We start from the raw sequence: 12,068 nt of genomic DNA, 5'->3' as shown, positions 1-12,068 counted from the left end.
TCCTCGACGCTTTTGCGGACCATCCGGTCCAGGGTGGTTTCCAACATGGCCTGGTCGACCTGTAGAATCTGCTGTGACATGGCTTCGTGCCCTCGTTTCCAATCGCGGTTTTCTAATGTCTGGCGACTGAAAATCGTACACAGGACACGGGCCATGCCCCTATCTCAAGCCCAAACCAAAGTGCGCAAAATCTCAGGCGTTATCCATCCTTCTCGTAAGGGTCGGCGCGTTCGGCCTCGGGGTGTTCGAGCATCCAGTGGTAGGTCGACTTGGCAACGCCCAGGATCCTGCACTGCGCCGATATCGGGCAGCGGCCGGCGTCGGACCGTATGACCTCTACCTTCGTGCGAATACCGGCGCCGCTTGTTCTGAAACGTCGACCTCCATCTCCAGCTGCCTGTTGCGTTTCCGCAATTCGATCAGCTCGTTCTCCTCGGGAGTGCGGTTGTCGGCCGCTTTCGTGGAGCCGCTGTTACGTATCCCCTGCACCCAACGCTGCAGCGTGGAACGCGGGATGCCGTACTCCGCCCTGATCTGCGACGACGGCTTGCCGTTCTCGTACAGCTGCACGATCTGCCTCTTGAACTCCTCCTCGTAATGACGGGGACGATTCGGATCGGCCATGATGATCAACTCCTTCGTTGTCATGTCCCGCATGAACCAGTCCAAAACATTGTAGCCAATCCACCCGCATTCCCGGCAATACCGGGCGGTCCCGTCCGCCGGCTCGCAGCCGATCAGCCACACTCCGGCACGCGAACCCGCGGTCACGTGCCTTTGCGAGACGGGATTCAGGCGCAGCCTGTCCAAGCCAAGCAGGACCCGACCATCGAACGCGCTAGACTCAATACCAAGCCGCGCGGTTTCATTCACTTTTTCAATCACACACCGAATCAAACCGCACGGCCCTTACACACCAAAATGCGAAGAGCCGGCATCCAGCCCATGTGGTATCCGTCTCATCGATTGATTTAAGCATTACTGCGTTGGTTCCCAGTCTCACATTATCGGCTACAAACACTCCTCCAAGAACTTCTGAATCCACCATGAATTCAATATCATTACCAATAACCGGATTCTCGTCATGAGCCTGAGCGATGACCACACCACTGGAAAGGCGACAGTAATCTCCAACTCGAGCATTCGGATTGACGATGATGCGTTGTCCGTGCCATATCCTCAACCCTTTTCCAAATACATTAATAGGTATTTCAGTGCAATATGATGCACTTATTTTCCGCAACCAATATAAATGCAAGTAGTAGGCAATCCTGTGATATTCTTTTGTGTAATACTGTGTCAGATGACATTATAGTGGTATTCATATTTCGTAAATGCATTTTCAGTCTGAACATGCGTCCATATAGCAAACGCATAATCAGATTATGATGAGGCGGTTGCACATTTCTGTCTGCTTCCATGTATTCACGAAGCTCTTGCTTATTAGTAATCATTTTTCTACCTTTGTCTTAAATAACATCATTTCATCGTGTAGGATTTGCTGTATCGGCTTACTGTCACGTTTCGAAAGTGCTATCTCGATCGATTTGGATTTAGAACTTTTCCTAAAAGCAAGGCAAGATATCGACGCATGCCAAAAATTTCAATGATAGCAAGTGCCGCGCAAATAAAAGCAGAAACTAGAAAATACCCATTTATCTGGCTACTCACCACTATAGTTTGTAGACCAAGCAATGTTGCAGCAATAGTAAATTTGCCCCACTGCATATCAAAAGTGAGAATGGTTTTAGTACCGAATATGCGCAGTACAAAGACCAACGCATTACTGATGGCCATGGCATAGCATGCTCCCATAACGCCGCATACTGGTATCAGCATGGCATTTAGTGCCACGCTGCTTGCTGCACCCAGCAGCGTAGTAAACATAAGCCCCTTAGTTTTCATTGTGGTGGTATAGACAGTGCCCACAAAAGAATTCAATACGTTGAACAGAATCGCAATTAATAACATCGGGATTAAGGTCCATGCTTGATAGAATTCTCTCTGTAACAGCAAAGAAGCCAGCCAGGGAGAAATCAGCATTAAAGCCGAGGACGCCATAAACATTACAGGCCTTAATACTGCATAAATTCTTGAAAAGAAAACAGATGGGTTATCATGAGCTTCCTGGAAGGCTGATATCTGCCAGGCCTGTAGAAATACCTGATAAACCATACTTAGCAAACTAGGAATTTTACTTGCTGCGGCGAATAAACCAGAACAGGCAACACCAAGAATTCCTGTCAGAAAAAAACGGTTAATACTAGTACCAATCCACCAGAACAATGAATTCGGCACAAGAGGAAGCGAATATCGCAGCATTGAACGGAAGCTGATATATTGTACAGCGAGATATCCGCGAACATTGTGTTTCAATTCTCGTATTTCGAAAAAAATGATTTTGCCGAGACCACCAATTATGAGATACAGGAGACAGCCAATCGTAGGACCGACAGATACCGCGATAAAATAACCATTCGCGCCCATTCCCAGCCATGAAATGCACACTACTGCTAATACTGTAGTCACAATTGAGGAAGTGATGGCACAAACGGGGATAAGGTTAAGGATGCCGAGCCCTCGGGCGATTTCCCCAAATAGGGAAAAGAAGTTGCTAGATATAAATGTGCAGAGGTATTGGAAACGATAGTTACCAAGACCACCGAAAAATGGCAGATCCAACAGAGGAAGCAGTAATGCTATGACAACCGTACCCAGCAGCGTGACGGTAACCCCCGTTAGTACATACCTACCCGAATGTTCGTGATCTTCAATCACAAACCTGATTACCGCATCAGCAATTGCCAATGTCGCTAATGGTCCAACCATCATGTTCACAGTAACTGACATGTCAGTCAGTCCGAACTCTGCTTTGCTCAAATAGTAGGTGTATAGCGGTACCAGCAAAAAAGTGATGAGCTTAGTGGCCACGAAGTTCAGCGCAAATATACTAATATTGATTGCTAACTGCTTATATTTTCCCATCGCGTTCAGTCATCCTTACCATTTATGAATCGAGTCCTCGGAACTGTTGTTCAGCGCTTGGACACGAAGGTTATGAATTTGTTCTGAGCCAAGTGCCACATAATTGTTCGCTGTTAATGCATTGACCGTAATTCAGCGATGCTTATTCCATCTAAGATGAGATGCATATCTGTTCGCGGAAACATATGTGCATAACAGCTGGAAGCACTGAGAGAGAAATGGGCATTAGGGTATCGTTGGAAGAGATTACTGAGAAACAAATCGTCTCCAAGATTTAATTGCAGTATAAGCGAATACGGCCAATCGGGGTGTCATTTTACATATTCCTCATGTGTTGATAGATATAAAAAACGAATGGATGATTTGCAAGAAAACGGATGACCCGTATGTGAGGAGTAATTGGGATTCCATTGGCAAGAGCAATGAAATCCCTGAGCGAAGGCATCATGTGGACAGTATCTAGAAAACCTTTTATGCCTGTATGTGCGTCACGAGCATCTCGATAAAGGAGTATATAAGTGCCAAAGACGAGTCTGTATACAGCTTCAGAGGTAACTTTGCTTCGTGTTAGACCAAGTTTTTGGAATACTTCTATCTGATTGATAATACGATTCCGGTTATCTTGGTATTCTTTCAACGCCTGGTGAGTGGAACGCATAGAAGTCGTAGATTCTAATTGATAAAGATACGGAGTCTTAGCAGAGACATAGCAACTGTTTACATATGGCAGATATGAGGTCATAAAAGCTGCGTCCTCGCCCGTGGTCATTGACGGGAATGACAATTGATGCCGCACAATGATTTCACGTCTAAAAAATTTATTCCAAGGTACATTATATGGAATCGCACTGAATATCACATCAAATTTTTCACGAAACTGTTGGAAGTTTTTTAAATATAAATCGGTCGCTACTGCATGCGCAGTTATTGCACCAGATGCGAACATATTTAATGAGCCAAAGGCAACAAGATCCCATGGGGTTTTATCTTCCGTACCCTGTTTAAGAATAGAAATGGTCGGAGAGATGAATGTGGTATCAACTTGATCATCCGCATCGATAAACCAAATGTAATCCCCCTTAGCCAATGATATTCCCCTGTTACGGGCTGAGGAAACACCTTGATTGGGAGTAGACATATGTACATAGCCATTGTGTCCTTCAAAAGAACGTAACACTGCAGCTGTATTATCGGTGGAGCCATCATCAATCACAACAACCTGCATCTCAGGAATGTCTTCTTTGAACAAAGAAGATAGACAGGCACCTACACTTGAGCCCATATTATATACAGGAATTATAACTGTTAATATATATTTTGACATAGTATGATTATTGATTCCCTAGATAATTGATAAATCATTCGCTATGATAAACGGAAAAACTTCATTGGAGCCTTGAATAATTATCTGCCAAACAAAATAGAAAAGTAGATACGCTACGTAAACAATATGCTTGCCAATGTTAATTGTGCGTATTTCTTTCAAGATACTTGGATATGCAACAATTTTAAAAATTCCAAAATATAGACTGATTCGAAAAGCTGTAGCAGAAACCAACTGTAGCGGCAATAATAACATCTCACCAATAATAAAAATATATATCGATTGTTTTAATGCCGGAATTCTTGAGTGCTTAACAATTAAGAACAATGCCATAATCACAAAAGGAATTCGAATAAGAATTGAATTCAATAAGCTAATAGGCGATGAGATGTTGATGACATATTGTGAATATTTATCCTCCATATACCCTGCAGAATTAAGCCAACTAATGGCAACAGGCATTAATGCCGTCAAGAAGGAAAACAGAAGCATAAGAGGCAAGTTTCTGTATTCAGTTTTTTCTCGCTGAAAAAGCCAAATGAAAAATAATAGATAAATACCAACTATGGCACTGTGATGAAATGAATATGCAACCACAATCAAACATATGCTAGTAACATATCTTCTACTGAATGCATATGTGCACATAACAAATATGATTGCAATAGCAAGTGATTGCCGTAAGAGATTAAGTGTTGAAGCGTAAAAAACCAATAGATATGTCAACCATGCAATGGATATGCTGCAGACATTGTGCAGGCGTAAAAGACCATAATAAATCAGTCCATTAGTCAATAACCCTAGAATAAAATACAGAAAATGAGGATTACTTGAGAAGATGGCAACAATATAGTTCAGTAACACATAACCCTTCTCTGTCATTCCTATATCATTCACGCATAAGTTTAAAAATTTTGTTATGGAATGCGATTGAACTGCATACGAGAAAACTTGATTGCCATATACCTGAATATCCGTGCCAATTGAATAATCTCTTATTCCACTTAGTATACCAACTTCAAAAACTGTCAAGGCAGCAAAGAAACAGGCTCTAACATCTCTTCTTCCGAGAGGACTCTCCCGAATCAGAATTTCTGATAATAAGGAAGTGAGTGTTGATATTCCGAATGTAAAAAAATAAATCATCTTTTCCTTATATGAAGGCGAGTATCTGCGACTATTCCTTGATATCTAATTCTCGAATCTGATTCAACGCATTAAGTTGTGAAGTACTAACTTTCTTATACGAGAGCTTAAACACAATGGTACTAGCGATTAAGCTCTGCCATTGATAAGAATTTAGAGACTGATTTAAATGCAAGTCAAATAGATGGGGCTGATTCCCCTCATTGCGGATACACGCTTCATGAAATCCACCAATATTGTGTTTCCATGCATAATTAAGCGCATAATCGATGAGAAAATAATCAATCAATTCTTCATTGGTTTTCCAATATATCATGAAAAAACTGTCCATGAACCTAAATAAAGGATCACCAGCTGGTCCTCCTATAAGGAACCCAGTCCACCGGCCCCTAGACACGTTAAACCATGTTGAATCATAGAATCCGGAACACGTGAATAAAGTCTCAGTATGAATGGCATCAAGTGAGCTGGTGCACAACAGCGTAGAATCCATCCACAGACCGCCATAGTTATATAATAAATTGAATCTAAGTAAATCAGAAAGATGAGTAAGTGTTATTGCTCCAGAGTCCACTAAATCAAATATTTGTCGTGGCAACGTTGCATATTCGTGGATATTATTTTTATCAATTACGATTACACGTCGATGACCGGCATGTGTGTTAATGGTGTTAACACAGTACCGCACCAAATCAGGAGCATTATCTAGACCTTGCCACCAGAACACCCAGATCGGTCCATCATTCACGGCCTCTTCGAACCGAACGTCCACGCCGGAATCATTCATCTCACGCACAGCCTGATCGCATAATGGTTCAATTGCGGTGCTGATAGATGAATGCCTGTGAGCATTGAACGATCTTCCAAAAGAGCGGAAAGGCAGCCTCTTAAAGACTTTGGCAACAGTTAAGAGCACCTCATTCTTGTTCATTCATCTGCTCCTTGAGCTTGGCTCTTTCCTGAGAAGCTGGATCAACAATTCCGAGCTTTTTGAGCCCGCTTATGAAATAACGCTTCGGCAAATTCTGATGTTCCAAGAAAAGCGTTGGCAACTCAGCGTAAGACAAGTGATTCGTCTTGACCCAAACATCAATCAAAAGCTCACTTAAATAACCAAAAACTCTTTTTTCAACCGGTGAATAATTACTGATATCCAGTTTTGATTCCACTTCGCCTAGTACATCGAATAGCCATTCTGAATACGAATCAAAAACATCACTATTCGCAATTAAAATATTAAGTAAGTGTGAATGCTTACTATTGAGAACAACATCAAGATTGTCAACATACTTAGGGTATTTCAATACCAAGTATTCCCTGATAATTGAAAAACCTTCTCCTGAAATATGAGAGCGTTCATAATGCCCCAACGCCGTTTCTGAGACATAGTTATGGGATTTAGGAAGAATCACATCATGGGTTTTTAAAAGCGACTCGATTTCCGTCCCTGCCACAGCTTTATTGCGACGAGTGTCGATTGATTCAAAAGGAACGGCATGAACGTTAGGAGATCCCAGTATCCTTCGATAATGTACAAGGCCTTTGATGTCGGCCGTGCTGTTCTTCCAAAGCCAGTATTGAGCGGTAAGCTCGCAATACGAAGCGTTTTTTGAACTTATATTGTCAGCAGTATTATCCCTAACCAGGGAAGGAATATCCGGACCATTTCCTACTTGAATTCCAAGATATGCTGAATCTGATGGAACTTCGAATGGCTTATGTCCGACGACAGCAATTTGTTTTTTCATTGTTGTATACCTAACTTGAAATTTGATTCACAGTTTTTCGTACCAATGAGCTAGCTCCGCAGCGCTCAAGTGAATTGCATATCCCCGTTTAGCCATTTCTTGCGCATGCGAGATACGGCCCGACGCATCGCTTTCATGTAGATCGAAAGCTGACACCCAAGATTCGAGACCTGCATCAAGTGAAATGCGTCGTACCAATGACGGAATTAAATCTGCCTCTTTGGGAACTTTGCCACTGCACACAACAGGAAGATCAGCGGCCTGTGCCTCAATGCTGGCCATTCCCAAGCCCTCATATGTTGAGGGGAAAGCAAGAACATCAAATGCACTGTAATAATCCGCAACATCATCACGGACGCCAAGTAGTTTTACGTTGTGCTCAATCTTTAAATTACGTATTTCTTTGCGTAGCTCAGAGTCATCGCCATCTCCCACTATCGCAAGGATTGCGTTCGAAGTACTCTTCAACAGCTCCGAAAGAACCTTGATCGTAAAGACCTGGTTCTTCTGAAAGCAGATACGGCCGACTTGACCGATAAGCAGCTGCGAATCGCCAACTCCGAGTTCATCACGTTTAATCGCGCGCGATTGGGGATTGAACGTGAACCTATCTATATCTATGGCGTTGTGAATGATATGGACCTGTTTCGCATCAACGACCTGATCGCCGAATAGCCATCGTGCGGCATATTCCGAACATGCGGCCAAGTGTGTTGGGTAAACCTTGGAGAACGGTCTGAGCACGTTCTTCACCAGAGTCTTGGCTTTCTCGTTCGGATTCGAGGTGCTATGGCTGTGCGCGATACGCACCGGGACTCCAGCCTGTTTTGCGGCCATGAGCGTGAACACGCTGACCGCGTTCATATGGGAGTGCACGATGCGCGGGCGGATCTGCTGGAACAGTTGCCGGCAGGCGTTCACGTACTTGACTGGGTTGCTGTATGGAGGAACGTAGAACACTCGACCGCCCAAGGACTCGATCTCGTCCTTGGGAACCACCGTAGAGTCGGTCTGTACGATGAAATCGAACTGCACTTGGGAACGGTCGATATGGCGGTAATGGTTCATCACGGTGGCTTCGACACCACCACCCATCATCCTGCCGACCACTTGGGCTACGCGAATCGGCACTGAATTACCGTCCCTGAACCGGAATCAAACCGACGTAACGGCCGTTGTCGACTCTTCTTGCAATCAATCGACCTGCGGTCGGCATGTGAGTCCCGTCCTTTCCCTTCAAATGAACCCCGAATTGGTGTTTTCAATCGCAGCGCGAACCGCACAGGAGCCGCCCAATCCCGTTCATTATCTGACAGTGCTGATTCTTGCACCCCCTTTAGACACACCCAGTCCCGCCACATACCTCAGGGGTGCTCTTCACAGGTTTCCCATGAACACTTTGCTTGTTCGTGATTTGAAGGCCTTGCTCAAAACCTGATTTTGACACCTTTCTTATGGTCTCGAAATAGACAAAGAGTCGATAACGGCCGTTATGTCGGTTTTGGCGGGCACGCCGTCTGCACTCCGCTTTCCGAGACCGTTACGGAGGTCCGTGGGATTTGAGCGAGTCGATCCGCATAGCAGTCGCAATGCACAAGCCGTACCGCACGCCCGACGACCCGGCCTACCTGCCGCTCCACGTCGGGGCAGCTCTGCACCCGGACGTACTACCCGATATTCAGGGAGACGACGAGGGCGATAACATCTCGTCCCTCAACGCAAGCTATTCCGAACTGACGGCCCTGTACTGGATGTAGAAGAACTGCGGCGCCAACTACAAGGGCCTTGTCCGCTACCGCAGGCTGTTTGCGTCCCCCAGTCTCGCGAACCGACTGCAAAAAGACCGGTTCGTTCGAATCGCATCCGGCAAGGAGATTAGGGAAGCGCTGAAGAAGATCGGCGCAGCCGTACCCTGTAGGCGGAACTACTTTATCGAGACGGTGCGCTCGCACTATGCGCACACGCTCGATGGATCCCATCTGGACGTTATGAGGGACATTCTCGCGTCGAAGACGCCCGAATACGTTCCCATGTTCGACAAGTGCATGGCCTCTACCGGCGGCCACATGTTCAATATGCTCGTCATGCGCGCCGACCTATTTGACGCGTACTGCGCATGGCTCTTCCCGTTGATCGACGAATTGACTAAACGGATCAACGCCTCGGCATACACCCCATTCGAGAAACGTTATCCCGGTAGGGTCAGCGAGTTCCTGCTGGACGTGTGGCTCAAAACAAACGGACAGGATGTCGTCGAATTGCCCCTTACCAGCCCGGAACCGACCGACTGGTGGAAGAAGGGCACGGGATTCCTCATGGCCAAGTTCGCCGGCAGGAAATACGCGAAGAGCTTCTGACATGCAAAACACGAAACGCTCTCACATGGTTTCCGTCCACGGCGTGCGAATGACGGCCCCGGAACTGGAGAACACGTTATGACGATTTACTGGCTCATTATCGCTCTGGCTTTGATTTCCGATGTTTTTTGGCTCTTGTGTTGTTTTCGTGGGTGGTGGTTCGTCGGTGAGCCGTTGAATCCCAATGTGTGAGGGGCGCTTCCTGTAGGTTTGTTTTTCGACCAAGAAATACAACCGAAGAAAGCGCCTTAGTTGAAGAGCTAATTCAAACGATTGCTGAACGTCAAGGGCATGGTCGTCGAGGACGTGTCCATCGACGACTCGCCGCTGCGCCCGGCTCCCGTCCTGGTGGTCCAGGTGCGGCGCAGGAGGGGCGCGTTGCGTTGCTCGCGTTGCGGGCGCAAGTGCCCCAAATACGACGACGGGGGCGGCGAACGGCGATGGCGCCACCAGGACTTCGGCTGCTATGGGGTCGAGCTCATGGGCTTGGCGCCGCGCGTGGCGTGCGCGGAGCATGGGGTGGTGGTCGCCCAAGTGCCGTGGGCGGAGCCGGGCAGCCGGTTCACCAGGGATTTCGAGATGGAGTGCGCGTGGCTGACGGCGGTCGCCAGCCGGAAGACCGTGGGCGGATTCCTGCGCTTGAAAAACGGCAAAATTCTTTCAGAAATGGAATTTGCCAATGATCAAGTATCACAGGCTTCGTTCATGATGCCGAATTCCACACGTGTAGTCATGCTTGACGATCCCAAAGCCGTTGATGATACCTTCGACAACACGGATAATATATCGCGTCGATCCAATGGGATATGGGAAAGTCCATACGAACGCGAGACGAAAGCACTGCGACGTCTGCTCGGCAGAAGCGGCCCTAATGGAAGCGAATCATCGATCGCTAATCAGATTCTTGCACAACAAGATTTGTCGGAACTTACCGCCCACCTTGCCAGTGCATTCCCTTTCAAGATAAGTCCCAGTTCAGATGGACGTATGCTCATATCCGGCAGTAAATCCAACTTATCTGAACCTATACTTGCCTCCAATGCCTCCGCTGGAGGCAAAGCAACCATGCTACTTCGCTATCTGTTCGAAGAACATATGCTTCGTTCAGGGGACTTTCTTATCCTCGATGAGCCTGAAATTCATCTGATAACGCCCGAGATTTTGCGCACTTTGGTTTGGGCTTGAGATAGGGGCATGGCCCGTGTCCTGTGTACGATTTTCAGTCGCCAGACATTAGAAAACCGCGATTGGAAACGAGGGCACGAAGCCATGTCACAGCAGATTCTACAGGTCGACCAGGCCATGTTGGAAACCACCCTGGACCGGATGGTCCGCAAAAGCGTCGAGGAGACCCTGAACGCGATGCTCGACGCCGAGGCCGACGAGATCACCGGCGCCGCGCGCTACGAGCGCAGCGGGGACCGCAAGGCGTACCGGGCCGGCCACTACGAGCGCGACCTGACCGTCAAGGCCGGCAAAATGAGCCTGAAAGTGCCGAAACTCAAGGGCGCGGTGTTCGAGTCGGCCGTGATCGAACGATACCGTCGGCGTGAGGAGAGCGTCGAGGAGGCCTTGATCGACATGTACCTGGCCGGCGTCTCCACCCGCCAGGTCGATGATGTCAGCCGGCTCCTGTGGGGCGACCGCATGCCCTCGCAGACCCTGAGCGACAAGCTCAAGCGCGTCTATGCGGATATCGACGCATGGCGGGGCAGGCCCCTCGAACAGGATTACCCGTACCTGTTCATGGACGGCGTGTGGCACAAAAGGTGCTGGGGCGGGTCCGTGGAGAACGTGAGCATCCTGGTGGCCATCGGCGTCGGCATGGACGGGCGGCGCGAGGTGCTTTCGGTGGCCGAGGGCATGAAGGAGGACGCGGAAAGCTGGCGCGAATTCATCAAAGGCATGCTCGCACGAGGCCTCAAGGGCGTGAGACTGGTGACGGGAGATCGGTGCGCGGGGCTGGTCGCCGCCGCGGGCGAGCTGCTGCCCGATGCCCGCTACCAGCGGTGCATGGTGCATTTCGAGCGCAACATACTCGCCAGGGTCAACCCCGGGAACCGCGACTGGGCGGCCGACGCACTGAAGGCCGTGTTCTCCATGGAATCACGCGACAAGGCGTTGGAGAAGGCCGAATCCGTCGCCCGGGACATGGAATCCAGGAAACTCAAGGAGGCCGCCAAATGCCTGCGCGAGGGCATCGGCGAGACCACGACCTACCTGCTCGACGACTACCCGCGCGAGCATAGGCGTCGGATCCGCACCAACAACATGATCGAACGGCTCAACCGCGAGATCAGGCGCAGGACCCGCGTGGTCGGCTCGTTCCCCGACGGACGCAGCGCGTTGATGCTCGTCTGCGCGAGGGTCCGCTACGTGACATCCGACGAGTGGTCGACGCGCCGCTACCTCGACATGTCAAGGCTCGGTGAGACCGTACCAGCAGCGAACTGATCACCGCCACAGGGACGGGCGAAGACCAAAGTGCGCAAGAGTTCGGGCACTACC

General features: G+C 48.2%; 8 protein-coding genes and 2 pseudogenes. 3 read left to right on the top strand and 7 right to left on the bottom strand.

Features of this window, described 5'->3' with window-relative positions; translation table 11 throughout:
• Positions 1 to 205: 205 nt before the first annotated feature.
• The 7 genes and pseudogenes from ACEUKI_RS10560 to ACEUKI_RS10530 form a co-directional block, all read right to left on the bottom strand.
• Positions 206 to 624: pseudogene (locus ACEUKI_RS10560) on the bottom strand (transposase); the annotation flags it as partial.
• A 909-nt stretch (positions 625 to 1,533) separates the two neighbouring features.
• Entirely contained in the window at positions 1,534 to 2,985 is a 1,452-nt protein-coding gene (locus ACEUKI_RS10555; protein WP_374156873.1) for a lipopolysaccharide biosynthesis protein, read from the bottom strand.
• A 316-nt stretch (positions 2,986 to 3,301) separates the two neighbouring features.
• Positions 3,302 to 4,309 (bottom strand): glycosyltransferase, encoded by a 1,008-nt coding sequence (locus ACEUKI_RS10550; protein ID WP_374156872.1) that lies wholly within the window; start codon positions 4,307 to 4,309, stop codon positions 3,302 to 3,304.
• Positions 4,310 to 4,327: 18 nt separating this feature from the next.
• Entirely contained in the window at positions 4,328 to 5,455 is a 1,128-nt protein-coding gene (locus tag ACEUKI_RS10545; protein ID WP_374156871.1) for an EpsG family protein, read from the bottom strand.
• A 31-nt stretch (positions 5,456 to 5,486) separates the two neighbouring features.
• Positions 5,487 to 6,386 (bottom strand): capsular polysaccharide synthesis protein, encoded by a 900-nt coding sequence (locus ACEUKI_RS10540; RefSeq protein ID WP_374156870.1) that lies wholly within the window; start codon positions 6,384 to 6,386, stop codon positions 5,487 to 5,489.
• Positions 6,373 to 7,203, bottom strand: coding sequence for a DUF4422 domain-containing protein (locus ACEUKI_RS10535; protein ID WP_374156869.1), 831 nt, complete (start codon positions 7,201 to 7,203; stop codon positions 6,373 to 6,375). Before ACEUKI_RS10535 ends, ACEUKI_RS10540 begins: the two co-directional genes overlap by 14 nt.
• 27 nt (positions 7,204 to 7,230) lie before the next feature.
• Positions 7,231 to 8,334: a glycosyltransferase family 1 protein gene (locus ACEUKI_RS10530; RefSeq protein ID WP_374156868.1), complete on the bottom strand. Its 1,104-nt coding sequence runs from the start codon at positions 8,332 to 8,334 to the stop codon at positions 7,231 to 7,233.
• A gap of 428 nt (positions 8,335 to 8,762) precedes the next feature.
• Between ACEUKI_RS10530 and ACEUKI_RS10525 the strand changes: the two are divergent.
• The 3 genes and pseudogenes from ACEUKI_RS10525 (at position 8,763) to ACEUKI_RS10515 (ending at position 12,014) form a co-directional block, all read left to right on the top strand.
• Positions 8,763 to 9,560, top strand: a pseudogene (locus tag ACEUKI_RS10525) (DUF4422 domain-containing protein).
• 273 nt (positions 9,561 to 9,833) lie between these two features.
• Positions 9,834 to 10,745, top strand: coding sequence for a transposase family protein (locus ACEUKI_RS10520; protein ID WP_374156867.1), 912 nt, complete (start codon positions 9,834 to 9,836; stop codon positions 10,743 to 10,745).
• Positions 10,746 to 10,829: 84 nt separating this feature from the next.
• Complete coding sequence (locus ACEUKI_RS10515; protein WP_131218582.1) at positions 10,830 to 12,014, top strand: IS256 family transposase; 1,185 nt, start codon at positions 10,830 to 10,832, stop codon at positions 12,012 to 12,014.
• Positions 12,015 to 12,068 lie beyond the last annotated feature (54 nt).

The organism is Bifidobacterium sp. 2450 (genome assembly GCF_041900695.1).
GTDB lineage: Bacteria > Actinomycetota > Actinomycetes > Actinomycetales > Bifidobacteriaceae > Bifidobacterium > Bifidobacterium longum.
The sequence above is the reverse complement of the archived record's forward strand: the minus strand, read 5'-3'. Positions and strand labels throughout refer to the sequence as shown.

Bases quoted from the DNA above. Each gene is read 5' to 3' on its own strand.
- ACEUKI_RS10555 (WP_374156873.1), bottom strand. From the start codon at position 2,985: ATGGGAAAATATAAGCAGTTAGCAATCAATATTAGTATATTTGCGCTG.
- ACEUKI_RS10550 (WP_374156872.1), bottom strand. From the start codon at position 4,309: ATGTCAAAATATATATTAACAGTTATAATTCCTGTATATAATATGGGC.
- ACEUKI_RS10545 (WP_374156871.1), bottom strand. From the start codon at position 5,455: ATGATTTATTTTTTTACATTCGGAATATCAACACTCACTTCCTTATTA.
- ACEUKI_RS10540 (WP_374156870.1), bottom strand. From the start codon at position 6,386: ATGAACAAGAATGAGGTGCTCTTAACTGTTGCCAAAGTCTTTAAGAGG.
- ACEUKI_RS10535 (WP_374156869.1), bottom strand. From the start codon at position 7,203: ATGAAAAAACAAATTGCTGTCGTCGGACATAAGCCATTCGAAGTTCCA.
- ACEUKI_RS10515 (WP_131218582.1), top strand. From the start codon at position 10,830: ATGTCACAGCAGATTCTACAGGTCGACCAGGCCATGTTGGAAACCACC.